21 protein-coding genes and 1 pseudogene are annotated in these 24,045 nt (G+C 65.1%); 7 read left to right on the top strand and 15 right to left on the bottom strand.

From position 1 onward, the window contains the following. Positions 1–58 precede the first annotated feature (58 nt). The 4 genes from TK90_RS06930 to TK90_RS06920 form a co-directional block, all read right to left on the bottom strand. A complete protein-coding gene (locus TK90_RS06930) occupies positions 59–1,468 on the bottom strand; it encodes a bifunctional diguanylate cyclase/phosphodiesterase (RefSeq protein ID WP_012982768.1) in 1,410 nt (469 codons plus the stop codon). A 63-nt stretch (positions 1,469–1,531) separates the two neighbouring features. After that, on the bottom strand, positions 1,532–1,936 hold the full coding sequence (locus TK90_RS15380; RefSeq protein WP_012982767.1) for a hypothetical protein: 405 nt from the start codon (positions 1,934–1,936) through the stop codon (positions 1,532–1,534). Next, positions 1,929–2,477, bottom strand: coding sequence for a heme NO-binding domain-containing protein (locus TK90_RS06925; protein WP_012982766.1), 549 nt, complete (start codon positions 2,475–2,477; stop codon positions 1,929–1,931). The genes TK90_RS15380 and TK90_RS06925 overlap by 8 nt, the downstream gene beginning before the upstream one ends. Positions 2,478–2,558: 81 nt before the next feature. Next, the gene (locus TK90_RS06920; protein WP_012982765.1) at positions 2,559–3,869 is read right to left on the bottom strand and encodes a diguanylate cyclase; all 1,311 of its coding nucleotides are present in this window, start codon (positions 3,867–3,869) and stop codon (positions 2,559–2,561) included. Between the two features lie 216 nt (positions 3,870–4,085). On the opposite strand from TK90_RS06920, the gene TK90_RS06915 reads away from it, so the two are divergent. Then, positions 4,086–5,615 (top strand): amidase, encoded by a 1,530-nt coding sequence (locus TK90_RS06915; protein ID WP_012982764.1) that lies wholly within the window; start codon positions 4,086–4,088, stop codon positions 5,613–5,615. 26 nt (positions 5,616–5,641) lie between these two features. Here the strand turns inward: TK90_RS06915 and TK90_RS06910 are convergent, their stop codons facing one another. The 4 genes from TK90_RS06910 to TK90_RS06895 all read right to left on the bottom strand — a co-directional run bounded on the left by TK90_RS06910 (position 5,642) and on the right by TK90_RS06895 (position 9,821). Continuing rightward, on the bottom strand, positions 5,642–6,649 hold the full coding sequence (locus TK90_RS06910; protein WP_012982763.1) for an adenosine deaminase: 1,008 nt from the start codon (positions 6,647–6,649) through the stop codon (positions 5,642–5,644). Positions 6,650–6,724: 75 nt separating this feature from the next. Beyond that, positions 6,725–7,648: an isoaspartyl peptidase/L-asparaginase family protein gene (locus tag TK90_RS06905; protein WP_012982762.1), complete on the bottom strand. Its 924-nt coding sequence runs from the start codon at positions 7,646–7,648 to the stop codon at positions 6,725–6,727. Further along, on the bottom strand, positions 7,648–9,015 hold the full coding sequence (locus TK90_RS06900; RefSeq protein ID WP_012982761.1) for a sialidase family protein: 1,368 nt from the start codon (positions 9,013–9,015) through the stop codon (positions 7,648–7,650). The genes TK90_RS06905 and TK90_RS06900 overlap by 1 nt, the downstream gene beginning before the upstream one ends. A gap of 188 nt (positions 9,016–9,203) precedes the next feature. Then, a complete protein-coding gene (locus tag TK90_RS06895) occupies positions 9,204–9,821 on the bottom strand; it encodes a rhomboid family intramembrane serine protease (RefSeq protein WP_012982760.1) in 618 nt (205 codons plus the stop codon). A gap of 139 nt (positions 9,822–9,960) precedes the next feature. Here TK90_RS06895 and TK90_RS06890 point away from each other — a divergent pair, with 139 nt between their 5' ends. From TK90_RS06890 to TK90_RS06880, 3 genes are all read left to right on the top strand, one after another. Next, positions 9,961–10,491 (top strand): Hsp20/alpha crystallin family protein, encoded by a 531-nt coding sequence (locus TK90_RS06890; protein ID WP_012982759.1) that lies wholly within the window; start codon positions 9,961–9,963, stop codon positions 10,489–10,491. 86 nt (positions 10,492–10,577) lie between these two features. Next, entirely contained in the window at positions 10,578–11,603 is a 1,026-nt protein-coding gene (locus TK90_RS06885) for a DUF2235 domain-containing protein (RefSeq protein WP_012982758.1), read from the top strand. A 126-nt stretch (positions 11,604–11,729) separates the two neighbouring features. Further along, positions 11,730–14,102: an HDOD domain-containing protein gene (locus TK90_RS06880; RefSeq protein WP_012982757.1), complete on the top strand. Its 2,373-nt coding sequence runs from the start codon at positions 11,730–11,732 to the stop codon at positions 14,100–14,102. A gap of 6 nt (positions 14,103–14,108) precedes the next feature. On the opposite strand, the gene TK90_RS06875 is transcribed toward TK90_RS06880, so the two are convergent. From TK90_RS06875 to TK90_RS06845, 7 genes are all read right to left on the bottom strand, one after another. Further along, on the bottom strand, positions 14,109–14,477 hold the full coding sequence (locus TK90_RS06875) for a cytochrome b5-like heme/steroid binding domain-containing protein (protein WP_012982756.1): 369 nt from the start codon (positions 14,475–14,477) through the stop codon (positions 14,109–14,111). A gap of 7 nt (positions 14,478–14,484) precedes the next feature. Further along, positions 14,485–15,777: a ferric reductase-like transmembrane domain-containing protein gene (locus TK90_RS06870; RefSeq protein WP_012982755.1), complete on the bottom strand. Its 1,293-nt coding sequence runs from the start codon at positions 15,775–15,777 to the stop codon at positions 14,485–14,487. A 48-nt stretch (positions 15,778–15,825) separates the two neighbouring features. Then, positions 15,826–16,383 (bottom strand): CPBP family intramembrane glutamic endopeptidase, encoded by a 558-nt coding sequence (locus TK90_RS06865; protein ID WP_026148197.1) that lies wholly within the window; start codon positions 16,381–16,383, stop codon positions 15,826–15,828. A 28-nt stretch (positions 16,384–16,411) separates the two neighbouring features. Beyond that, on the bottom strand, positions 16,412–17,341 hold the full coding sequence (locus TK90_RS06860; RefSeq protein ID WP_083767893.1) for a histone deacetylase family protein: 930 nt from the start codon (positions 17,339–17,341) through the stop codon (positions 16,412–16,414). A 36-nt stretch (positions 17,342–17,377) separates the two neighbouring features. Then, positions 17,378–17,644, bottom strand: a complete 267-nt coding sequence (locus TK90_RS06855) for a DksA/TraR family C4-type zinc finger protein (RefSeq protein ID WP_012982752.1) — start codon at positions 17,642–17,644, stop codon at positions 17,378–17,380. A 65-nt stretch (positions 17,645–17,709) separates the two neighbouring features. Next, on the bottom strand, positions 17,710–18,909 hold the full coding sequence (gene trpB, locus TK90_RS06850; RefSeq protein WP_012982751.1) for a tryptophan synthase subunit beta: 1,200 nt from the start codon (positions 18,907–18,909) through the stop codon (positions 17,710–17,712). An 83-nt stretch (positions 18,910–18,992) separates the two neighbouring features. After that, complete coding sequence (locus TK90_RS06845; RefSeq protein WP_012982750.1) at positions 18,993–19,991, bottom strand: LLM class flavin-dependent oxidoreductase; 999 nt, start codon at positions 19,989–19,991, stop codon at positions 18,993–18,995. Between the two features lie 613 nt (positions 19,992–20,604). On the opposite strand from TK90_RS06845, the gene TK90_RS06840 reads away from it, so the two are divergent. The 3 genes and pseudogenes from TK90_RS06840 (at position 20,605) to TK90_RS06830 (ending at position 24,010) form a co-directional block, all read left to right on the top strand. Next, positions 20,605–21,747 (top strand): GGDEF domain-containing protein, encoded by a 1,143-nt coding sequence (locus TK90_RS06840; RefSeq protein ID WP_012982749.1) that lies wholly within the window; start codon positions 20,605–20,607, stop codon positions 21,745–21,747. A gap of 670 nt (positions 21,748–22,417) precedes the next feature. Continuing rightward, positions 22,418–23,494, top strand: a pseudogene (locus TK90_RS15500) (diguanylate cyclase domain-containing protein). A gap of 45 nt (positions 23,495–23,539) precedes the next feature. After that, positions 23,540–24,010, top strand: coding sequence for an aminoacyl-tRNA deacylase (locus TK90_RS06830; RefSeq protein WP_012982748.1), 471 nt, complete (start codon positions 23,540–23,542; stop codon positions 24,008–24,010). Positions 24,011–24,045: the final 35 nt, after the last annotated feature.

The raw sequence follows: 24,045 nt of genomic DNA, 5'->3' as shown, positions 1-24,045 counted from the left end.
TGGCGCCATGGCGGTTACCCGGGGGCGCATGTGGGAAGCTGTGAACGGGTCCGGGTTTCTAAAGACGCTTGTGCAGCAGCGGGGTGAGGGCATCCGCCGGCATGGCGCGACCAAAGTAATAGCCCTGGCCATAGGTGCAGTCCATCGAGGCCAGCATGCGCGCCGCTTCCGGGTGCTCGATGCCCTCGGCGGTCACTTGCAAATCCAGCGCCTGGGCCAGACCAATGATCGAGCGAACAAGATTGCTGTAGTAGGGGTCCTGGCCGAGTGGCTGAACGAAGCTCTTGTCGATCTTGAGGGTGTCCAGGCGTAGCCATTGCAGGTAGCCGAGGGCCGAGTACCCGGTACCGAAATCGTCGAGCGCGATATGTACCCCGCGCTCGCTGATGGCCGCGATCCGGTCGCGGATGCTGGAGTCGCCCTCCAGATACACATTTTCGGTGACCTCCAGGCAGACGCACTCGGCGGGCAGGCCCGTGTTGGCCAGGGCTTGGTCCAGCACGGTAAGAAAGTGGTCGCGCTTGAGCTGTACCGGCGAGACGTTCACCGAGATGCGCTGAAACTCGTGTCCCGCCGCGCGCCAGTCGGCGGCCTGCTGCATCGCGGTGTGCAACACTTGGTCGCCGACCTCCAGCATCAAGCCGAGTTCTTCCAGTATCGGTACGAACTGATCCGGCCCGGGTGCCCCGGCGCGCTGCCAGCGTAGCAGGGCCTCGGCCCCGATAATGCGCCCACCGGGCAGGGCTACGATCGGCTGAAACCAGGGGGTTAGTTCGCCGTTGCTCACGGCAGCACGGACTTCCTGTTCCAGCTCACGCCGCCGCGCGCTGCGCTCGGCCAGTGCGGGGTCGAATACGGTCAGGCGGGCTCCACCCTCTGTCTTGGAACGCTGCAGGGCGGTTTCCGCACAGCGGGTCAGGGCCTCGGCGTTAGGGGCATCCCCGGGAAATACCGCAACACCCGCACTCAATCGGGGATGGAATTCTTCGGCTGTGTGCATGGAATGGTGGTGATGCAAGGCCTTCAACACGCGCTGACAAAGCCCCTCGACATCCTCTGAGGAGTCGATCCCGTCGAATACCACTACAAACTCGTCGCCGCCGATGCGCGCCGCCGTATCGGTCTCGCGGATGACGTCCTGCAGGCCTTGCGCGAGTGTGATCAGGAGCTGATCGCCGGCCTGCTTCCCGACCATGTCGTTGATGTCGCGGAAGCGGTCGATGTTGAGTGCCAGAACCGCTACGCATTGATCGGCTCGTCGTGCGCGGCGCAGGGCGAGCTCAAGGCGGTCGAAGAACAGGGCGCGGTTACCCAGCCCGGTCAGGCTGTCGAAGTAGGCCATGTGCTCGATCACGCGGCGATCGTGTTCCCGCTTGTACACATGGCCGAGTGCCTGGGCGATCCCCTCGATGACCTCGCGGCTAAGGTCCGGGTCGATATCCGGGGTGTCGGCGAATGCCTCGATCAACCCATAGCAATGACCATGGACATAAATGCTGCAGATGCAGCAGCGTTCCGGGCGGTTGGGGTGTTAGCTGGCGAGCCCAAGCTGGCTCTCGATGCCGCAGGCCGAGTCCAGTAGTGCGCGACCGGCCGGCGTGGGCTCGACCTCGTCATCCCGTGCCGGCAGGTTCAGGTTGGCGATTCGGCGTAGCTGACCCGCCGGGTCGCGGTAAAGGGCGTGAGCGCGCCGCCAGACGGTGTGGTCAGCGAGCTGTTGCAGGCCCTGGGTAGTGGTGTCCTCCAGGCTGTCGCTGGCATTGGCTAGTCGAGTGACTTCCAGGATCGTCTCGAGCTTGACCTGTTCCCGATACAGACGCCGGGTTGCGTCTTCGGCGATTCGCTCGGCTTCCTGGCGAGCTTGGCGCTCGCGTTCCAGGCGGCGGTCGCGCAGTGCTGGCGCCTTGGCACGATCCTGGTGGTAGGAGTCAGCCAACGTTTGGCTCGACGTGGATCTGGAAATGGCAACGGCCGTCGCCTCGATGCTGGCACTCCGGGTGCTCGACGTGGACGGTCTGCCCATAGCGGTCGCCCGTGCCCAGTATCAACCCGTGCGCCAGTGAACAAAGTCCCCGTTCCGAGCGGTAGTCCATCGCCAGCTCTTGCGGCCCCGTCCGCGTGCAGTCAAAAACGGGGACCCGAGCGCCCGGATAGAGCTTCACGACTTCGGGATGGATCACATCGTTCAGGGCCTGGAGCAGCCCAATCGAGTCTGGGTAGTGATCGAAGACGCCTGGATAGGCCTGCTCGAAGCGCGGAAGCATCTCGCGTCCGATCCACTGCAAACAGTCGGCGGTATTGAGGCCCGTAACCTCGCAGGCGGCGCCGACCAGTCGCATCATCTCGTCGTCCTCGTAGTTTCCGAGCGAGGTGTAGGCGCCGGTAACCTGCGCCCGGTCCAGGAGATCCTCCCAGCCTTCCTCGCCGTAGTGTTCCGTCACGATTTCTTCAAGGACGTTGAATACGATGCCTTTCATTCCATTGTTCCCGTTCGCGTGTCCGTCCCGTGACCCTAAAGGATTGAACCCGCGGAAAACAGAGTGGGCGACGCGAGTGGCTCAGCCGTAGTATTCCGCGGCAGAGTTGTGATGCTTTCCGGGTAGGGAGACGACGCAGTTCCGCCCCTGGGCCTTGGCGTTGTAGACCGCCTCGTCGGCTGCGCGGAACAGGTCGTTGAGTTCGGCATCACTCCCGGGCTCTCGGCTGGTGACTCCGAAGGACGCGGTGAGCGGCAGGCCCGCCGGGTGCAGATCCTGGACCCGCTGGCGCAGGTCCTCGGCACGGGTATGGGCATCGAACAAGTCGCTGCCTGGCATTAGCATCAGCAACTCCTCGCCGCCGAAGCGGACGGGGATCTCGCCGGGCGCGGCAACCGCGCGCAGCAGTTGGCCAATGGCCGCGAGGACCTCGTCGCCGACCAGGTGGCCGTGACGGTCATTGATGTCCTTGAAGTGGTCGAGGTCCATCAGGATCAGGGCCAGCGGTTGGTCGTGGCTGCAGGGTTCATCGAAGAATCGGCTGGCGAACTCCGTCAGGGCATTGCGATTGCTCAGACCGGTCAGTGGATCAACCATCGCCATCTCGTAGTGCTTCTGGCGCTGAAGGCGGACCTCTTCCATCAGGCGTTTGTTGTTCAACAGGTTGTACAGGCGCGCCCGAAGTTCATCTCCCTGGAAAGGTTTGGTAACGAAGTCATTGACACCGAGTCGAAAAATTTCCGCCCGTCGATGCTGGTCATCCAGGCCCGACATGGCGACGATTGGCATCTCGGTCATGTCCGGGCATTGCTGCCGGATGCAACCCACAAGCCCCATTCCGCTCAGCTCTCCCTCAACCAGGATGTCGCTCAGGACCAGGTCAAACTGCGAGGGGTCGAAGGCCGCGAGGGCATCGGAGGCACTGGTGTAGTGCACGATATCGAGGCCCATGGGCTCCAGGGCGCGACGCAGGTAGCGTGCGGCAGTGGGGCTGTCCTCCACATACAGAATCCGTCCGCTGAGGAGGCTCTCCAGCGGCTGCGCGTAGCGTTCGGCCTGCTGGAACAGTTCCCCAATGTTGGTTCGGTCATGGACATCGGTCGCGCCCGCGGCGAAGGCGCGTTCGCGAATGCGCATATCAGGGTTGGACGTAAGGATGATCAGCGGGAGCCCGCGGCCGTAACGCCTCTTGCGCGCCGCGCGGCAGAATTCCAGGCCATCCATGTCGGGCAGGCTTAGCGAAACGCAGGCCAGCTCTGCGCGGAAGATGTCCAGACGTGCGAGCCCCTCGGCGCCGGTGCCGGCCATGCTGGCTTCATGCCCGGCGGTGCCCACCATGCGGCTCCACAGTGCCCGGAACACGCGCGAGCGATCGACGACCAGGATCCTCATGATCCCGGCTCCCGTTGGCGATCCGGCCGTGGCCCCCTGTGCCCGCGCATGTCCTTGCTCCCATTCCGTCCAGCAACCGCAGCGTCCGTGCTGCCGCTCCGTATAGTGCGCGTTGCCAGCGTTTGCAACAACTGCGGCACTTTGGCTGTGGTGCCGGGGCATGAATGGCGTGTGGGTCGCCTGACTGCGTAAGCGAACCCACGGTACAGTTCCCTCATGAAAGGAGACGACGCTGGCCAGACCCCGGGAGCGCGCGAGTATCACCAATTGGATGCCTGCGCCTGTGCGGCGGCCGTGCGTGACGGGGAGGTCGTTCCCGAGTCCCTGCTGCGGTGCGCGCTGGGGCGCCTGGATGCGGTGAACCCCGTGCTCAATGCGGTTTGCATCGATGCCCGATCGCGTGCCAAGGCACGAATCGACGAGGGCGTTAAGGGACCATTCGCCGGGGTCCCGTACCTGGTCAAGGACCTCCTGCAGGACGTCAAGGGGCTTCCTTCGACCCTGGGTAGTCGATCCTGCCGTCAGGTGATTGCGCCGGCGAGTGCCGACACCGTAAAACGAGCCGAAGCGGCGGGGCTGGTAATTCTGGGCAAGACCACGACGCCCGAATTCGGGCTCAAGGGGATTACGGAGTCCGCGCTCTGGGGGGCAACCCGCAATCCTTGGGATACCGAGCGCTCGCCCGGCGGTTCCAGTGGTGGCGCGGCGGCGGCCGTGGCGGCCGGGATTGTGCCCATGGCGGGTGCCAATGACGGCGCCGGGTCGATTCGCATACCGGCCTCGTACTGCGGCCTGTTCGGACTGAAACCTTCGCGCGGTCGGGTGCCGGTGACGCCGCTGGCGGGCGAGGCCTGGGAAGGCGCGGTGAGCGAGGGGGTGCTTTCGCGCAGTGTGCGCGACAGTGCTCGAATGCTCGATGTCTTGTCCTCCGGACACAGTGCTTCCGCGCCCTTTCGGGTGGAGCCCCCTCCGGCAAGCTTCGAGGCGCTCGCCCGGCACGAGGCGGGACGCCTGCGGATCGGCTGGAACGTCGATTCGCCCGTGGACGGACGGGTCGATCGCGACTGTGTGGAGGCGGTCGAGCGGACCGCCGGTTTACTGGAAGCCCAAGGGCACGTCGTTGAGCGTGTGACCAACTGGCCGGTGGATGGCCGGCATGTGGCGCGGTCGGTACTGGCGTTGTTGTACGGGCAGGTGGCGGCATTCGTGGCGCGTGCGCGCGAACGGGGTGCGCGCTGGGACGACTTCGAGCTGGATACACGCACACTGGCGCGGCTGGGGCGGGCTTTGACCGCGGGGGAATACGCCCGCGCGCGGCAGGGCTGGCATCGCGTCAGTCTGGCGCTGGCGACGCTATTCGAGCGCCATGACCTCCTGCTACTACCGACCGTGGCGATGCCGCCGCCGCGGATCGGCGAGCTGGAGCCAGCGCCCCTGGTTCGTGCCCTGCAGGAGCTCGCCCTGTACCTGCCGGTGGGGCGCTGGATGCTGAACAGCCGCTTTCTGGAGCGGATGACCTTCGAGAACCTGGAGCGTACCCCGTTCACCCTGACGGCCAACCTGGCCGGGATCCCCGCGATGTCGGTACCGCTGCACTGGGATCGTGCCGGGCTGCCTGTGGGCGTGCAGTTCATGGCGCCCTGGGGCGAGGAAGGGCGGCTGCTGTCGCTGGCGACTCAGCTGGAGGCCGTGCAGCCCTGGTTTGACCGGGTGCCGCCACCCCTGCCGGGCACAGGGCAGGGCTGAAGCATCATCCTTGCGTCCGATTCCGGTCAGGCGACGCTGCGGCGCCAGTCCGTGATTTCGTCGTGCAGGTGCTGGCGGGCCGGATCGTCCAGGAAGGCGGCTTCGACCGCGTTGCGGGCGAGCTGTTCCAGGTCGTCGATCGACAGTGCCAGCGCTTCGGTGGTCGCGCGGAAGTTCTCGCCGATGTAGCCGCCGAAGTAGGCGGGATCATCGGAGTTGATAGTGACCCGCAGCCCGGCATCGAGCAGGCGCTTCAGGTTGTGGTCCTCGAGCCGGTCGAACACGCAGAGTTTGATGTTCGACAGCGGGCAGACGGTCAGCGGGATCTGTTCCTGCGCAAGCCGGCGCAGCAGGGAGGGGTCCTGCTCGGCCTGCACGCCGTGATCAATGCGGTGGACCTGCAGCACGTCCAGGGCCTGGCGGATGTATTCGGGCGGGCCCTCCTCACCGGCGTGGGCGACAACCCGGAAGCCAGCATCGCGCACGCGATCGAACACCGCCCGGAATTTCTCCGGCGGGTGGCCCTGTTCGGCCGAGTCCAGGCCGAATGCCGCAATGCGGTCGCGGTAGGGCCGGGACGCCTCGAAGGTCTCCATCGCGGCCTCGGCGCTCAGGTGGCGCAGAAAGCACAGGATCAGGCGGCTGGAGATGCCCAGCTCGCGTTCGCCATCGTCCAGGGCGCGGGTGATGCCATCGATCACCGTCGCGAACGCCACGCCACGTTCAGTATGCGTCTGGGGATCGAAGAAGATCTCGGTGTGGCGTACGTGATCCTGCTGGCAGCGCTGCAGATAGGCCCACGTCAGGTCGTAGAAGTCCTGCTCGGTCAGCAGGACACAGGCCCCCGCATAGTAGATATCCAGAAACGACTGCAGGTCCTGGAACTGGTAGGCCGCGCGCACCTCGTCGATCGAACGATAGGGCAGATCCACGTCGTTGCGTTCGGCCAGCCGGAACAGGAGTTCCGGCTCCAGGGTGCCCTCGATGTGCAGGTGCAGTTCCACCTTGGGGAGGCGGGCGATCGCGTCTTGCATGCTGGCTTCCTGTAGTCCGCACGTGGGCGAGGAATGGTAACGGCTTGGTCCGAGTGGCGCTCAATGATGCCGCGATTACGGGTCGATACGTGTCTCGCTGGCGCCGCCATGCTCGATCCAGCCGTGGATCATGCGCGGGGTGGTGGTGCCGGCCGCACAGCGCCCCGCGTGGTCGATCACGATCGCCCCGCCGTAGCCGTCCAGTCGGTCGCGCAGCCGCCGCAGGCTCGCGGCCAGGGCCTCGGTGCCACCGAGATCCAGCAGTTCGATACGGTCGGCCAAGTCCTTGGCGAAGACACTGCGCAGGAAATGCTCGCCGAGGCCGGTCGCGGAGATGGCGGCAGTGTGATCGTCCGCGTAGACGCCCGCGCCCGCAATGGGCGAATCCCCGACGCGCCCGGGACGCTGGCCATTCATGCCTCCGGTGGAAGTCGCCGCCGCCAGGTGGCCGCGCTGATCGCGGGCGACGGCGCCGATGGTCCCCGGGGCGGACTCGTCATGGTCCAGCGTGACTGTGCCGCGTCGTAGTGTTCGTTCCAGTTGCTCCCGCCGTTGCGCCGTGATCAGTCGGCTTTCGTCGATCGGGGGCAGCCCGGCCTGCCGGGCAAAGTTTGCGGCCCCCTCCGCAACCAGCAGCACATGCGCGCCGTCCTCCAGGATTGCGCGGGCCAGGCGGATGGGATTGGCGATCCCGCGCACCGCGCCCACGGCCCCCACTCCGAGGGTTGTGCCGTCCATGATCGCGGCGTCCAGCTCGACCGTGCCCGCGCGCGTCAACGCGGCTCCCGTACCGGCGTTGAACAGCGGGTCGTCCTCGAGCAGCGCCGCGCAGTATTCAACGGTATCCAGCGCACGTTCGCCACGGGCCAGGCGCTCGCGGCCGGCCTCCAGTACCCGCAGCATCGCGGCGTGGTACTGCTCGGCAACCAGCGGGTCCTGCACCTCGCGGATGCGTCCGGCCCCGCCGTGGATCATCAACGAAAAGGCCTTCGAGGCCATCAGCGGTCCTGCGCCTGTCCGCGGATCAACAGGATGTCGCTGTGGCTACCGGGGACAAAGCGGCTCTGGGCAATCGCGATCTCGCCAGCCGCGTTGACCGCCATCCGCCGTTTCAGCTGCCCCTGAAGCCCGCCGCTGTAGGGCCGGTCGACGGTCCCCGGGACGGGCTCGACGCGCGCGAACTCCAGGGTGTCCAGTGGGGCGTGGGTAAACGCGAGGCCGTACGGGCGGTCGGTCGGGTGTTGATAGCGCTGCCAGACGAGATAGAGCCGGTCGGCGGAGCGGGCCAGCGTAGGGAAGCCGCCCGCCCAGTCGTCCGCGTCCAGTTTCTTCGCCGAGGTGAACTCCAGGCTGTCGGCATCGGCCTGGGCGAGATGCAGTCGGCGGTGGTAGGGCTGGCGGTAGTCTTCCAGGTCGTTTGCGGGGATCGCGCCGAAGGCGAGGTGCACGGTGCCGTCATCATCCACCACGAGCGAAGGCGCATCGGCATGACCCGGGGTTTCCAGGGCTGTTGTGGGAGCGGAAAAGCCTTGGCCCATCTCCTCCGAGGTGGCAATGCGGAGGTCGGCATACGGATCGTCGCCCTCCGACCAGACCAGCAGGACGCGCCCGGAGGGGGTCTGGGCCAGACTCGGTGCGCGGGCCGGTTTTTCGGCGCCGTCGTTGACCGTCTCGGGTTCCGCGAAGCTCTCGCCGTTGTCGGACGAATAGGTGACGCGCAACGGACCCCGGTATTCGGTCCAGGCCGCGACGACCTGACCCTCCGCGGCCAGCAGCAGATCCAGGCTGCCGTTGTCCCAGCGATGTGCGGTGATGCGTCCCTTGCCGGCCCCGTCGCGCGAGTTCGACAGGTTTTGATGATCCTCGAACGAGCGGCCGCCGTCCCGGGAGCGGGCATAGAGGATCTCCCCGCCGTGGTCGCCACCGGTAAACAGGATCTCCTGCCAGAGCAGGTGAACGGTGAATTCGTCCTCGTCATCCGGCACCGGCTCGATCGCGACGCGCGGCAGCCAGGAGAAGGTGTCGGGCTCGCCGCCGATGCGAGTGGGTTCGTCCAGGACCGCCTGACCGTCGCGGTCGTAGCGTTGCAGCAAGATCGCCTGCTCCACCTGGTCAACCCAGACGACGACCACGTCGCCGTGGTCGTTGATCGCCACCGAGGCATCGTCCACATAGCGAAAGTCGGAGGCATTCATGCGCCAGGGGCCTCGGTAGGCTTCGCCACGGGCGACCTCGACGGGATCCTGCCAGAGGATTCGGGTGTGGGGCTCCTCGTCCGCGAGGGTGGGTGTGGGCCCAAACGCGAGAGCCAACCCGGCAAGGATGCCGAGGGCGGGCCAGGCGTGTATGTACGTGGTTCGAGGCATGCGACCTCCTGTGGCGAAATACGGCCCGGTTTCGTGCAGTGGCGCTTTATGGGACCACCGGGTGCCCGGAAGGATTCACGTCCAGGAGCCTGTCGGATTTTGGCGGTCGTCGCGAGCGTGGGGCAGGAGAGCGGTCCCTTTTCCGCTCTCCCGCACGCGCAGCCGATCAGCCCCAGTCCAACTGGCTCCTAGCCCCCAAGCGGCGACAGGAGTTCCTGCACGAAGCGACCGAACAGGGCCGGCTCGAGTAGAAGCATGAAGCCCACGCCCCAGGCACCGCCCCAGAGGTGGGCGCTGTGATTCACGTTGTCGCGCGCCTGCCGCTGCGCCCAGAACGAATAGGCCACGTAGGCGGCCGCGAACACGATCGCCGGCATCGGGATGAAGAACACGAACAGCATCGACCAGGGCTGAAGCAGGATATAGGCGAACAAAACGGCCGAGACCGCACCCGAGGCCCCCAGGCTGCGATAGAAGCGGTTGTTCCGGTGACGCAGGTGGGTGGGCAGGATCGCCAGCACGATGCCGGCCAGGTAGAACGCCACAAAGCCGAGTACGCCAATCTCTGGGACCAGCACACGCTCCATGGCCATGCCGAAGAAGAACAGCGTAATCATGTTGAACGCGAGATGGGTGCCGTCCGCGTGGATGAACCCGTGGGTGATCAGCCGCCAGTATTCGCCGCGGGCCACCGCCGGTGGCCAGTAGATCATCCGCTCGAGTACGCGCGGGCGCTGCCAGGCCCAGACGGAGGTCGCGACGGTACCCGCGATGATGAACAGCGTGATGTAAAAGTCCTGTTCCATTGATGATCGGCTGCTCCCGAGGGCCGGTTTTTCTCAAGGCTTCGGCCCGGATCTTGAAAACTTCTGTCGACTTCCTACCTATTGGGGTAGGAGCCCTGAATGCAAGTGCTCACGACACACGATACGAGGAGGTGACTGCATGGACCTGCAAAAGCTGAAGCCGTGGAACTGGTTCAAGCGCGAGGAACAGGAACAGCCCGAGGTCCTGCCCGCGCGGCGCGATGACGCCACGGGCGACCCGCTGCTGCGGATGCACCAGGAGATGGACCGGATGTTCGACCAGTTCCTTGGCCGTGTGCCAGGCAGCGCCCTCGCGGGCCGTACCGGCTCGCTGTGGCTGAAGCCCAGCGTGGATATCGCCGAGGGACGCAAGGCCTACCGGATATCGGTGGAGGTGCCCGGGATCTCGGAGGACGAGATCGACCTTTCCATCGATGGGGACGATCTGATCATCTCGGGCGAGAAACGCCAGGAACACGAGGAAGACGAGGAGGGCTACCACCGGATCGAGCGCAGTTACGGGCAGTTTCGTCGGGTCCTGAGCCTTCCCGGTGATGCCGACACGGATCGTATATCGGCCCGCTTCAAGAACGGGGTGCTGGATGTCCAAGTCCCTCGCCGCAAGGATGGTGAGCGCCCCGGGGTGCGGCGAATCGAGATTGAACGTTAGCGTGACCGGAACGAGGCAGTCGGGATATGCGGATCGGCTCGGCGCCGTCTAGGCTGAAGGAAGGGTAGGCGGCAGGGAGGCCGATAATGACGCGTCGTATCGTGATCTGCGCGGACGGGACCTGGAACCGTCCGGAGGAGGACGTCGAATCCGACGTCCCCACCAACGTCTTGCGCCTGGCCCGCGCGGTAGCGCCCGTGGACGCCGCCGGCGATACCCAGCAGGTGTTCTATGACTGGGGTGTGGGGTCGTACCACGCCCGGATCAGTGGCGGCGTGACCGGGCGGGGCATCCACAAGAACATCACCGATGCCTACCGCTACATCGTGCAGAACTACGCCTCGGGGACCGAGCTTTTCCTGTTTGGATTCAGCCGGGGTGCGTACACCGTGCGCAGCCTGTGCGGTCTGATCAACAACTGCGGGATTCTCCGGCGTCCGGATGCGCGTCTGATCGAGGAGGCCTTTCGCCTGTACAAACGCACGGGGGCGGCGTACAAGCCCGAAGGCAAGCACTCGCGCGCCTTTCGCGAGGCGCACAGCCACCCCTCGCGGGAGATCCGTTTCGTGGGTGCCTGGGATACCGTCGGGGCACTGGGCATCCCGTTTTCGGTGCTCGGACTGTTCGACCGCACGGACGAGTTCTACGACACCAAGTTGGGCCCGAACGTCCGCATCGCGCGCCATGCACTGGCCATCGACGAGCGCCGGGCAGATTTCGAACCCACCCTGTGGGAGCCGCGCGAAGGACTGGACCTGGACCAGCAGTGGTTCGCCGGGGTGCACGCGGATATCGGGGGCGGCTATCCACCCGATGCCCAGGGGCTGCGGGTCGCCGATATTGCCCTGGACTGGATGCTGGAGCAGGCATCCGCCGGAGGACTGGAGTTCGAGCCGCACCTTCCGGCCAGCCTGCGCCCCGACTCTCGCGCCGCGATCCACCAGTCGCGGCGTCACATCTATCGCTTGCGCCGCACACTGGTCCGGGACCTCGACCAGGGGGATTCTCCGACGCGGCTGCACCCGTCGGTCGAAGCACGCTACCGGCAGTCCCGCGACTACCGTCCTCCAAACCTCAAGGCCTATCTCGACAAGCGATCCCGCGACAGGTGACCTCACTGGCGCCGGGTCGTGTCATCATGAATGCACCGGCACGAGGGCGTTTGGAGGTATAGCCCCCGGTTTGGCGGGGGTGCCGGACTCGGGACGAAAGGGTAGCAAGGACTCCGTGGAGGGAGCATGGCGAGGTCGCGTGACGCGAGCCAGGAACGCTGGATCGATCGGTTTCGTGTGCTGGAGACACTGGGGGAGAGTGCGCGCGACGGCCTGTATGTCGCGCATGACGGCGTACTGGACCGACGCGTGATGGTACGTACGCTGACGCACCAGGCTCTGGGCGATGCCGAGGCGCGTGATGACCTGATGCGCGCGGCCCGCGCGGTGAGCCGTTTCCGGCATCCCCACAGCGCGGCGATCTTCGAAGCGGGGCCCTGGGACGAGGGTCTCTATCTCGTATGCGAGTACATCGAGGGCGAAACGCTGGATGCCCTGCTCGCCAGGGGACGGCTGCCGCTGGACCGCGCCCTGGCGCTGATGCGCGAGATTGTCGATGCCCTGGCGGCTGCGCACGAGCAGGGGATTGTTCATGGGTCGCTGCAGCCTGCGAACATCACGGTTGGTGCGGACGGTCATGCGCGAGTCACCGGTCTGGGGCTCGCGTTGCCTGAGGGTAGCGAACAGGCCGCGGGGCATCAGACACAGACGCGCCATTACCTGGCCCGGGAGCAGCTGTGTGGAGGGCCGCCGACAGTGGCAGCGGACGTGTTCTCGCTGGGCGCGCTGTTCTACGAACTCCTGGCGGGACGGCGGGCCTTTTCCGGGGACGCCGACCGGGATGCGCCGGGTGAGATGGAAGCCGATGTTCCCGAACCGCCGTCGAAGCACACAGGCGAGGGCGACGAACGCCTGGATGCCATCGCCCTGAGGGCACTGCGCCCCGATCCGCACGAGCGTTACGCATCGGCCCAGGCGCTGCGCGAGGCGTTTCTCGCCGTGACCGAGGGCCGCGAGACCGAGGCGGGGGATCCGGGCGATTTCATCCTTCGCCGGATCCGGCGCAAGCCGGATTTCCCGGGGATCTCGGCCCACATTCGCGAGATTACGCAGTGCTCGGGCGACAGCCAGCAGCGCTCGGTCGCCGAGTTGTCGAATGCGGTGCTGAAGGACTACGCGACCACACAAAAGCTTCTGCGGCTGGCCAATTCCCCTTTCTACAGCAACTTCGGCGGCAACATCCGCACGGTCTCCCGGGCGGTCGTCCTGCTGGGATTCGAGCAGGTGCGCACGGCGGCGCTTGGCCTCGTGCTGCTGGAGAACCTCAAGGGCGGCAGCCAGTCCGCTCGCCTGATGCAGGCGATGGTGCAAACGCTGTTCAGCGCGATGCTGGCACGCACGCTGGCCCGGCAGCTCGGCGGGGTCGAAAGCGAACAGGCGTTTGTCTGCGCACTGTTCCACGACATCGGTCGGATGCTGGCCCTCTACTACCTCCCCGAGGAGGCCGACGAGATTCAGATCCGGCAGACGCAGGGCGTTTCCGAGGGCAGTGCGGCGCGCCAGGTGCTTGGCCTCTCGTACGAGGCACTGGCGCGTGCCGTGCTGGAGGACTGGAACTTCCCGCGCGAGATCGTGCAGGCGGTCGAACGGGCGCCCGAGGGCACGCTGCCGGCCGTACGCGACCCGGACCAGCGTCTGCATCGGATCGTAACCCTGGCCAGCGAGATGGCGGGTCGCATTATCCACCAGGACCCGGCGGAGCAGGATCTCGCCCTGGCCGAACTACGGCGCCGCTACAAGGCGTCGCTGGACGTCGAAGCTACGGGTATGCGGCGGGCCATTCAGGGCGGGCGCGAGCATCTCGAGCAGTTTCTGAGCGTGGTCAAGCTGCCGCGTGAGGGGCAGGAACATCTGCGGCAACTGCGGCGGAATCTGGGGGTTGGCGAGACCGCGCAGGGTGGCGATGTTCCGGACGAGGAGGCCCTGCTGGATGCCAATGGCGGCCTGGCGGCCGACGGCCCGGGTTCCGGGGCGGCGTCACCGGCCGAGCAGGCGGCGGCCCTGATGGAGTCGCTGACGGACATGCTCGATGCGATGGTCGAGGGGTTCGAGCTGAACCCGCTGGTCCAGGCGACGCTGGAGAATATCTACCAGGTGCTCGGACTGCGCCGCGCGATGCTGATGCTGGCGGATCGGGAACGCCGCACGCTGGTGGCCCATACCGCGTTCGGGCATGAGGCGGAATCCCTGTCCGGGCGTCTGCGCCTGTCGCTGAGTGGCTCGGGCAATGTGCTCTCGCTGGCCATGACACAGCGCAAGGACATGGTGATCAGCGACAGTTCGGACCCGGCGATCAGCCGCTACATTCCGGCGGAGTTCCGTGATGCGCTGGATGCGCGCAGTTTTCTCTTGCTGCCTCTGGGTGTGCGTGAGCGCTGTGTGGGGCTGCTGTACCTGGAGTTGGCGCCGGGCAGTACGGAACTGGACCCGCTGGTGCTGCGCGCGCTGAAATCGGTTCGGAATCAGCTGGCCCTGGCGATCTGCGAGGCGCGGTCCTGACGCGATTCAAGGCGACCCCTCGCCGGCGAGTACGCCGATGCGGTAGTCGGGGAGCATGTCGTGGGCACGGCGGCTGTGGGGGCGGCCGGTGCCTTTCGTATCCCATCCGTGCGAGGCATCCGTTCCGCAGTCGTCCTCGATCGGCGTCGGATGGCGCGGCAGGTACTCCGTGAGGTCATAGACCACGCCATGGATTGCCATCCAGCAGTTGTCTTCGCTGGCGTGGCGGGCCAGTTCCTCGTACGTGATGCCCTCGTCGCCCTCCACGACCGGTGGAGTGGTGTCCGGGCCCAGCAGATGCACGGCCAGGAGGGTCAGCAGGCTCGCGATGAAGGCGACTAGGAGCGTATAGACAGTCTGGCCGGTTCTTGTCATGGCGTGCTCACAGTAGATGGAAGGCCTCTGAGTGGATACGCGAGTTCGGCACGCCTTCGGCATGCAGGAGTCCGCGGACGTAACGATCGACAACCCCCGGACCACAGACCCAGAACTCGGCGGATGCGAAATCCGCACCGTGCTGCCGCAGGAAATCGGCGTTGAGCAGGCCGTCCCGTTCGCGCAGGTGCAATGTCAGGTCCAGATCCTCGATCGTGTTGGCGAGACGCTCGAGTTCGTCATGGTAGGCCGCCGCCTCCCGCCGATCGGCCAGCTGGAAAAGGTGCACGGGAGGGTTGGCCGAACGTCCTTCGCGCGCCAGCGCGCGTACCGCGGACACAAAGGGGGTGATACCGACTCCCGCGCCCAGCCAGACCGCCTGCCGCTTGCGGTTATGCCCCTGCAGGAAGGTTCCGTACGGGCCTTCGACCTGGATTGGGCTGCCCGGAGCGATCTCCTGCAACGCGCGCGACCCGTCCCCCAGCGCCTTGATCCCGATGCGCAGGTGCTCCTCGCCCGGTGCGGAGGCAATGGTGAATGGGTGTTCCTCACCCTGGCCGTTGGCCAGTCCCGGGTCGAGCGGTGTCAGATAGACAAACTGCGCCGGGTGGTAATCCAGTGGCTTTTCTTCGGGGCGCAGACACAGCTCGACCATGCTCGAGGTCAGCCGGTCCAGGCGCTCCACGCGATAGGTGTACCGCCCGATTCGGGGTGACAGCAGCTTGCGCCAGAGGTAGGCGGCGAGGGCCAGTAGTCCAAGTACCCACCAGGGCCAGGTGGCCTGAGCCAGAGGCCAGGCATGGACAATCCCCAACAAAAGCGCGAGCCCCGAGAATGCGTGCAGGCGTTTCCAGCGGGCGTAGCCGGGTTCGCCGAAGAACTTGAAGGTTGGCGCCAGCACGATGACCAGCACGATCAGTGCCGCCCAGCCGGCGAGGATGGGCCAGTGATCGGGGCCCGGGAACAGGCGGTGAACGGCGGATGCTACCGAGTGCCCCAGACCCCCGGCGGCGACGAGCCAGACATGGGCGATGGCCAGGAGCAGGGAGGCGGCGCCCAGGGCATGGTGGCGTCTCCAGAGATCGATCAGCCCGCCGAACAGGCGGTCGCTGTGCGGGAGCCGGATGCTCAGGATGCCGGCCAGCAGCATGCTGGTGAGGGCGAGTACCCCGGAGACCTGCGTCAGCCAGCGGATGACCTCGTCGCGCTCCCAGATGATGGGCGCCAGGTGGCCACCGGCCCAGAGTGGGACGAGCAGCGCCAGCAGTAACAGAAAATCGCCCCGGTGGAGTCGGTTCACGGCGGCGCCCTTGAGAATGTCCGTTAAGGAAATCGCTGCAAGTGGGTGTTAGAGCTTGCGCCGGTACCAGTGGATCACGATCCAGTCGTACAGCGCGTGGGTAATGATGACCACCAGCAGGTTGTCCGTCAGATAATAGACGAGCCCCAGATAAAGGCCGATGGCTGTCGCAAAGGCGAAATAGAGCCGCGTGATCGCATGGGCCAGGCCGAAGATCACCCCGGCGATCAGGATGGCCAGGAACGCCGGGAGGTGGGTGTCCAGCCAGGTCTGCAGCACGCCGCGAATCAGGAGCTCCTCGCCGAGCCCGGCCAGCAGCGAGATCAGCAGGATGGCCCCCGGCCAGGCGTTACCGAACAGCCGCGCGATGAAGTCGCGCACCTGGCCCGAAAGGGTGTCATAGGCGGACCCGCCGAAATGCGCGACCAGCCCCAGCATCGCCAGCATCGGCAGGACCGCGATCACCCCGATCAGCGCATGATCCGGATCCCAGTGCAGGTGCTCGCCGAGCGGAATCCCGGCGATTGCGGCCAGGAAGAATGCCAGGGGGATCAGAGCGGCCTGGAACATCAGGCCGATCAAGAGGGGGTGGCTGCGCAGGTTCATGGGCGCAGGGTAGCGCACCATGGGGTGGTTACGTGGTTTCCGTCAGCGCATGCACATGGCTGCGTACGCTGCGTCCCAGCGCCGCGAGATCGTAGCCACCTTCCAGCACCGAGACCAGGCGGCCACCCGCGAGCCGCTCGGCAATCGCGACCAGCTTGCGCGTGATCCACTCGAAGTCACTCTCGAGCAGATTGAGCCCAGCGAGCGGGTCGTCCCGGTGGGCATCGAACCCGGCCGATACCAGGATCAGCTCGGGCCGGAATCGCTCCAGGGCGGACAGCCAGTCGCGTTCGATCGCCATACGAAAGGCGGGGCCGTCTGTCCCCGCCGCAAGCGGTGTATGGACGAGGTGCTCGCGGCGGGACAGCGGGCGGTTCGGATAGAACGGATGCTGGAAGCTGGAGCAGAACAGCACCCGGGGGTCATCGCGAAAGATGTCCTCGGTCCCGTTGCCGTGATGGACGTCGAAGTCCGCGATTGCAACACGGCTCAGGCCGTGTACGTCCAGGGCCCATCGCGCCGCGATCGCGACGTTGTTGAACAGGCAAAAGCCCATCGCCTGGTCCCGCTCCGCGTGGTGTCCCGGAGGGCGAACTGCGCAGAAGGCATTGGTGGACTTGCCATCAAGGACCTGGCGCGTCCCTTCGATTGCCGCGCCGGCTGCATGGTGGGCCGCGCGAATGGAATGTTCGTTGATGTGCGTGTCGGGGTCCACGGCAACGCGAACGCCCGGGTCGGGTTGTGCCGCGTAGATCGCGTCCACATGGGCGCGGGTGTGGGCGCGCAAAAGGTCCTCGTCGGTGGCCGCCGGCGGGTCCTCGATGCGTTCCAGTCCATTCAGGTTTTGCAGTGCCGCATCGATCGCGGCCAGGCGCTGCGGGCACTCCGGGTGTCCGGGCCCGCCATCGTGAAGCCGGCAGGCGGGGTGGGTGATGTACAGGGTGCGGGCCATCGGCATCGACCTCGGCATAGTGGCCGCGGGGAACGGCAGTGTTCAGCGCAACTGGCTGTCCTTGGAGGCGCGCCGGTTGTAGGGGCTGAAGGCCGCGTTCGCCTCGTCATGCGCTTCCTGGCAGGGGACGCACAGGCGTACGCCGGGCAGGGCACGGCGGCGGGCCTCGGGGATCGTGGCCCCGCATTCCTCGCACGTCTCCAGGCTCTCGCCCTCGGGGAGCTGGCTGCGCACACGTGCCAGCGCGTCCTCGACGGTGTTGTCGATCTGCTCCTGTTCCGCGCCGTCTTTGGACCAGCCACCCGCCATCACACCGCTCCGTCAAAACCTGTGGGTGTTAGATACCCAGGCCCTGGGAGGGAGTTCCCGAGGCGTTAGTCGCCGTGGCCGAATTCGCGGGTGACGTAGTCGATGTCCTTGTCGCCCCGGCCGGACAGGTTGGCGAGGATCGTGACGCCGGGATTCTCGCGGCCATATTTCATCGCCCAGGCGACGGCATGGGCACTCTCCAGCGCCGGAATGATGCCCTCGGCGCGCGACAGTCGATAGAAGGCCTCCAGCGTTTCGTCGTCGCTGATCGCATGGTAGGCCACGCGCTCGATGGTCTTCAGGTAGGAGTGCTCCGGGCCGACGCCGGGGTAGTCGAGGCCCGAGGCGATGGAGTGGACCGGGGCCGGGTTGCCTTCCTCGTCGGCCAGCAACATGCACTTGAACCCGTGGATCATGCCGGGCTTGCCGTAGGTCATGGTGGCGGAGTGCTCGCCCAGCGTCGTGCCGCGTCCGAGTGGCTCGACCCCGTTCAGCTGGACGCCGGCGTCCTCGATGAAGCCGGCAAACATGCCCATCGCGTTGGATCCGCCGCCAACGCAGGCGACCACGTGGTCGGGCAGTTCCCCGCCGGTCATCTCCATGAACTGCTCGCGCGCCTTGATGCCGACCACCGACTGGAAGTTGCGCACCATCAGCGGGAAGGGGTGCGGACCCACCACGGAGCCGATCGCGAACAGCGCCTGCTCGGCTTGCGACAGGTAGGACTGGAAGGCGGAGTCCACGGCCTCCTTGAGCGAGCGCCCGCCGAAGGACACCGGCACGACCTGTGCGCCCATGAGCTTCATGCGGGTGACGTTGGGCGCTTCCTTGGCGATGTCGATCTCGCCCATGTGGATCTCGCATTCCATGCCGAAGTAGGCAGCTGCCGTGGCCAGCGCGACCCCGTGCTGGCCGGCGCCGGTCTCGGCGATCAGCTTGCGCTTGCCCATGTGCTTGGCCAGCAGGGCCTCGCCCATGCAGTGGTTCAGCTTGTGTGCTCCGGAGTGGTTCAGGTCTTCGCGCTTGAGATAGATATGTGCGCCGGCCTCGCGGCTCAGGTTGTGGGCGTAGTACACCGGGGTGGGGCGACCCTGATAGTGCTTGCGGATGTAGCGCAGCTCGTTCAGGAAATCGGCCGAGCGGGCGAGGGCGAGGTAGGCCCGGTTGATCTCGGCAAAATGCGGTTCCAGTTCGGGGGGCAGGAACGCACCCCCGAACTCGCCGAAAAAGCCTTCCTGGTTCGGAAAATCCTTCAGGTACGACATCGCCCGCCCTCGTGCATGTTCGAAAGGGCAAATGATCCTGTCCCGGGCGCCCGTTGCCAAGCACGTTTGCTTAAACGCGGCCCTCAGGAACGCGAGAGGCGGTCGCAGACCTGGGCGGTGAGTGCCAGGGAGCGACGACGGGCCTCGTGATCAAAGGTCGTGGTGGTCAGGATCAGTTCGTCGGCCTGAGTGGCCTCGAGAAAGCGGCGCATCTCCCGCTCGACGGTGTCGGGTGCCCCGATCGCGGAGCAGGCCATGGTCTGTTCGACCATCGCCCGCTCGGCGCGGTCGAGCTGCTCGCGGTAGTGCGGAATCGGGGGCTGGATCGGCTCCGGCCGGCCGCGCCGCAGGCTGATGAAGGCCTGCTCCATGGAACTGGCCAGCGTCTGCGCATCGGTATCGGTGTCGGCCACATAGACGTTGTAGCCGGCCATCACCCAGGGTGCGTCCAGCTCCGGGGAGGGCCGGAACTCGCGGCGGTAGATCGCGATCGCGTCATGTAGTTGTCCCGGGGCGAAGTGCGAGGCAAAGGCGTAGGGCAGCCCCAGGTATGCTGCGAGCTGGGCCCCGAAAAGGCTGGACCCGAGGATCCAGACGGGAACGCGCGAACCGGCGCCCGGGATCGCACGAATGGCCTGATCGGGAACGGGATCGGCGAGATAGCTCTGCAGCTCCGCGACATCCCGCGGGAACTGGTCGGGGTCGCTCTCCGCGCTGCGGCGCAGGGCACGGGCTGTCGCCGGGTCCGTGCCCGGCGCCCGTCCGAGCCCGAGGTCGATTCGACCCGGAAACAGAGCATTCAGGGTGCCGAACTGCTCGGCCACGATCAGCGGCGCATGGTTGGGCAGCATGATGCCGCCGGCACCCACGCGGATCCGAGTCGTGGCGGCCGCCACCTGGCCGATTACCACCGCAGTCGCGGCACTGGCGATCCCGGGCATGTTGTGGTGTTCGGCGAGCCAGTAGCGTCCAAATCCGAGTGTCTCCGCCAACTGGGCCAGATCTAGGGTGTTGTGAAGGGCCTGGCCGGCGTCAGCGTGCGCGGTGATCGGAGCGAGATCGAGAACTGAATATTGAGTCATTCGCCCATTATACGCCCGCTGCGGTCCCCTTCCCGGGATCCAGGGTGCGCTTCCTCATTCCCGCGAAACGCGGTAGACGAACTAGTTTTCTAGTTCGTTAATGTGTGATCGAAACTTGCGCATCGAATGTCTGAATAAGCACCTGCTGACGTTCCCATAATATTGGTATGGCCATGTATGTCTGCACCCCTGCTGCCTGACCAGTTCCACTAAGTTTGCTTATGCTGTTCGGCAATTGTTGAAACTGAATCACCCCAGTCTCAACGATTGGATTACTATGGCTTCTCTCATCCATTGGTCACGAGATCCCTGTCAGGGAATGGCCGTGGAGGTTTCCTGTACATGCAGGGTTTTGTATATCGCGTCACAAAAAATCCCCTCTGAAGGGGTGGTGGGTCGTGTAGATTGCTGGCAGGAAATTGGTATTGGCCTCCCTTAACATGGGTTAAGGGTTGTCGCTCACGAATATTAACTTGGGTTAAGGGCGTGGCGTAGCTTTCGCGTCGTGAATCCTCTGCACTGTGAGCGTCGACGGAGCTGGGTGCGGCCCTCGCGAAACACGATATTCGTCGCATCAACAGAAGACCAAGGCCGGTGCGTTTTAGGAGAACGGATGACTGTAAGAACACCGGAAGAAATCGAGAACGAGCGTCGCACTGTGCTCGTGAACATCTTTGCAACGTCAGGTTCATTGATTTTGTTTATCTTTGGCATTCTGTCGATGTCGGCGGGGTTCGTGGTTCTGGGTTCTGTTGTCCTTGGGGCATCGGTATTAAGTTTAGGATTGATGGTATATGGTCGGCTGTCTGGAAGGATCAGAACGGTTAGTTACCTTTTCTCAGCACTTGCGTTCATGTTGGCAATCTTCCTTGTTGTTCATGGTGGTGTGAAAGGTGCCGGAGCCTACTTTTCCTTCCCGCTGGCTATCATCATGGTGATGACAGGATTTACGAGCGTTCGTTTTACATTGACGATTTGTTCCCTGTTTCTATCGGTTGTCGCGCTTGCACTTTTTGGCCCAGTAGACGAGGGATTGGTTTATCCCTATGGCGCCGATGAAAAGATGCACATCATGCTCGGGCTGGCCGTTCTCGTTTTGCTGGCGGTGTTCTCGGAATGGATACGGTTGCGTTCCTACTCCGCAACGCTCAACACCCACGAGCAACTCAGGACGGATGCACGATACGACGCGTTGACCAAACTGCTGAACAGGCGTGGGTTCGAGGAAGCGATGGCAGGTCTCCCCCCCGAACGCTTTCCTGTGGTGCTGGCGATACTGGATCTGGATCATTTCAAGTCAGTGAATGACGAGCACGGGCACGAGGCGGGAGACCATGCACTTCGCGCCTTTGCCCGGCATCTGCGCCCCTGCGTGAGGGGAGGGGATCTGCTTTGCCGCTGGGGGGGGGAAGAGTTCCTCTTGCTGATCACCGAAGCCGGGCCAGACGAGGCCTTGGCCGTCGTGGACGACATTCGAATCGGCTTCGCGAGGACGGTGTTGCCCGTTGGCGAAAACGGCTTGAAGCTGACCTTCAGTGCGGGGTTGTCTTGCTTGCAGAATGCCGGGGGATTTGAACAGGCATTGGTCGAAGCCGATGAAAGCCTCTATCGCGCCAAGGACAGGGGGCGCAACCATCTAGAGTTGTCTGAAGCGGAAAATACGGCGGGGGAACCTGACGATGCCGGGCTTCAGCCTGTGTCTGCCGCGGTACCCCGGAACAAAGACCAGGAACCTCCAGATATTCTCCCGGCTTGAGCCCGTAATGCAGGGTTCCTTCATGGAATCCATCAGGGCCTCTGGGCATCGTCGGTCGGCTTCCTTCAACGGTGCCATTCTGGTGCCGACGTCTCCCCTGATGGCCGTCTCTCGATCGCCTGGCGAACGCATTAAAGGCTTCTTCAACGGCCGTTCGCCGTTCGGCCAACGGGCGGGAAGGCTCTCGGAATAGCGGCCAGCAGAACGGCCGATTGAGGGCCTCCCACGAGGCAGTTCGTGCCAGGGGAACCTTGGATCAGGGCCTGCGTTCAGTCGGTGCATGGTTCGGGAGCGAGGAACCTAACCAGGGGGTACATCGCGGCGAACGGAAGGTTTGCGTCATCTGGGCCGTCTCCTGTTCAACAGGGGCGCAATACTCGTGGGCTTTATTTTATTCAATCCATTGGCGGCCGATGGCGGCCTTTCTGTCTACGCCTCTGTACACGGCTGCTGCCGCGGTGGGCGATGGTTGCGGCCCATCCGGTGTCAGGGCGGTTTGTTGCCGAGCGTGGCGGTCCGCACTCGACACGGCTGGCCTCCCGTGTGGGGCGGCGAATGGCAGTGCGGGAAGGGCTGCCGCTGGGCAGCAGGGAGTTTGACGAGCGCGACAGGATGCTTGCGCTGACCAGGGCCAGGAGGGCGAGCCCGGCGTTTCCGGCGGAGGGGGCGGATGGCTGGAAGGACACCCGAGGCGATCGAGGCCGAGCGTCGCGTACTGCTCGTATCGCTGTTTGCGACCGTCGGTTCGACGATCCTCGTGATATTCGGGACATTGGCCGTGATGGCCGGGCGCTCCGGCCTGGCGCTGGTGCTACTGGTGACGGCGGTCCTGTGTCTGGCGTTCATGTTGTACAGCCGCCTGACGGGACGAGCTCGGGATGTGAGCTACTTCCTTTCGGCGCTCGCCTTTCTACTGGGGGTCTTTCTGATCCTGCACGGGGGTGTGGAAGGCACTGGCGTCTATTTCGCGTTTCCGGTGGCGATCATCATGGTGATGGCCGGGTTCACCAGTGTGCGTTTCACCATGTGGGTTTGCGCGCTGTTCATCGCGGTCGTGGCGCTGGGGCTGTACGGGCCCTATAGCCAGGAATGGGTCTACCCCTACAGCCTGGTGGAGAAGAGCCGGATCATGGTGGCCCTCGCGGCGCTGGTTCTGCTGGCCGTGCTTGCCGAGTGGATGCGGGTGCGCTCGTACTCCGCGACGGTCGATACCCATGAACAACTGAGCGTCGACGCGCGCCGGGACCCCCTGACAGGGTTGTTGAACCGGTGAGGCTTCGAGGAAGCGATCGCCGAGTTTCCATCGGAACGTTTTCCCGCGGTGCTTTCGTTGATGGATCTCGATCATTTCAAGACCGTCAATGACGTGCATGGCCACGAGGCAGGCGATGAAGTGATCCGTGCCTTTGCCGAGCATCTTCGCCGCAATCTCAAGGGCCGCGATCTCCTTTGCCGCTGGGGTGGCGAGGAGTTTGTGGTGCTCCTGGGCCATGCGCAGCCGGATGAGGGATGGGCCGTACTCGACGACATTCGACGGGCCTTCGCCGGCACGACGCTCCCGATTGGCGGCAATGGACTGCGAGTAACGTTCAGCGCGGGGCTGGCCAGTATGCGCGATGCACGAGATTTCGAGACGGCCCTCGCCCGGGCGGACCAGTGCCTCTACCACGCCAAGGACGCCGGACGTAATCGCCTTCAAATCGCGGAGACCGAGGACAAGCAGCGAGTTGTCCAGCCGGTTGGATGATGCGGGTCTATAGTCCGAGGATGAGGACGGCAAGAGGGCCACAGCATGGGCATCGCGAGAACCCTGAGTGATTATCTGGCGGCGCAGGGCGTCTCCTTTGAATTGGTCCGGCATCCGTATGCCAGCAGTGCTACTCGCACGGCGGAGGCCGCGCATGTGCCAGGGGACCGGTTGGCGAAGGCTGTTCTCGTCGAGGATGCGGGGCATTACATGCTGGCCATCCTGCCGGCATCACGGCGCCTGCATCTTGGACAACTCCACCACCTGATCGGAGAACATGTCGGCCTGGCCACAGAGCAGGAGGTGGCGGAACGCTTCCCCGACTGTGCCCTGGGGGCGATTCCGGCCCTGGCCGCGCCGTATGGTCTCGAGCCCATCCTGGACGAACATGCCCCCACCGAAGGGGATGTCTACCTGGAGGGTGGTGACCACGAGACCCTGGTCAAGCTGCCCGCCCTGGCCTGGAGAGACCTGCTGGGAGCGGCTCGGCACGGACTGTTCAGCCGGCATTTGTAACGTCATCCGGTTGCGCCACCGGCTGGGGCGGTGAA

The sequence above is a fragment of the Thioalkalivibrio sp. K90mix genome, from assembly GCF_000025545.1.
GTDB lineage: Bacteria > Pseudomonadota > Gammaproteobacteria > Ectothiorhodospirales > Ectothiorhodospiraceae > Thioalkalivibrio.
This window is presented reverse-complemented; position numbering and strand designations above follow the sequence as displayed.

What these genes read in the sequence shown, in the direction of transcription:
- TK90_RS06925 (WP_012982766.1), bottom strand. Translation starts at nt 2,477, where the DNA reads ATGAAAGGCATCGTATTCAACGTCCTTGAAGAAATCGTGACGGAACAC.
- TK90_RS06920 (WP_012982765.1), bottom strand. Translation starts at nt 3,869, where the DNA reads ATGAGGATCCTGGTCGTCGATCGCTCGCGCGTGTTCCGGGCACTGTGG.
- TK90_RS06915 (WP_012982764.1), top strand. Translation starts at nt 4,086, where the DNA reads ATGAAAGGAGACGACGCTGGCCAGACCCCGGGAGCGCGCGAGTATCAC.
- TK90_RS06910 (WP_012982763.1), bottom strand. Translation starts at nt 6,649, where the DNA reads ATGCAAGACGCGATCGCCCGCCTCCCCAAGGTGGAACTGCACCTGCAC.
- TK90_RS06905 (WP_012982762.1), bottom strand. Translation starts at nt 7,648, where the DNA reads ATGGCCTCGAAGGCCTTTTCGTTGATGATCCACGGCGGGGCCGGACGC.
- TK90_RS06900 (WP_012982761.1), bottom strand. Translation starts at nt 9,015, where the DNA reads ATGCCTCGAACCACGTACATACACGCCTGGCCCGCCCTCGGCATCCTT.
- TK90_RS06895 (WP_012982760.1), bottom strand. Translation starts at nt 9,821, where the DNA reads ATGGAACAGGACTTTTACATCACGCTGTTCATCATCGCGGGTACCGTC.
- TK90_RS06890 (WP_012982759.1), top strand. Translation starts at nt 9,961, where the DNA reads ATGGACCTGCAAAAGCTGAAGCCGTGGAACTGGTTCAAGCGCGAGGAA.
- TK90_RS06885 (WP_012982758.1), top strand. Translation starts at nt 10,578, where the DNA reads ATGACGCGTCGTATCGTGATCTGCGCGGACGGGACCTGGAACCGTCCG.
- TK90_RS06880 (WP_012982757.1), top strand. Translation starts at nt 11,730, where the DNA reads ATGGCGAGGTCGCGTGACGCGAGCCAGGAACGCTGGATCGATCGGTTT.
- TK90_RS06875 (WP_012982756.1), bottom strand. Translation starts at nt 14,477, where the DNA reads ATGACAAGAACCGGCCAGACTGTCTATACGCTCCTAGTCGCCTTCATC.
- TK90_RS06865 (WP_026148197.1), bottom strand. Translation starts at nt 16,383, where the DNA reads ATGAACCTGCGCAGCCACCCCCTCTTGATCGGCCTGATGTTCCAGGCC.
- TK90_RS06860 (WP_083767893.1), bottom strand. Translation starts at nt 17,341, where the DNA reads ATGCCGATGGCCCGCACCCTGTACATCACCCACCCCGCCTGCCGGCTT.
- TK90_RS06855 (WP_012982752.1), bottom strand. Translation starts at nt 17,644, where the DNA reads ATGGCGGGTGGCTGGTCCAAAGACGGCGCGGAACAGGAGCAGATCGAC.
- trpB (WP_012982751.1), bottom strand. Translation starts at nt 18,909, where the DNA reads ATGTCGTACCTGAAGGATTTTCCGAACCAGGAAGGCTTTTTCGGCGAG.
- TK90_RS06845 (WP_012982750.1), bottom strand. Translation starts at nt 19,991, where the DNA reads ATGACTCAATATTCAGTTCTCGATCTCGCTCCGATCACCGCGCACGCT.
- TK90_RS06840 (WP_012982749.1), top strand. Translation starts at nt 20,605, where the DNA reads ATGACTGTAAGAACACCGGAAGAAATCGAGAACGAGCGTCGCACTGTG.
- TK90_RS06830 (WP_012982748.1), top strand. Translation starts at nt 23,540, where the DNA reads ATGGGCATCGCGAGAACCCTGAGTGATTATCTGGCGGCGCAGGGCGTC.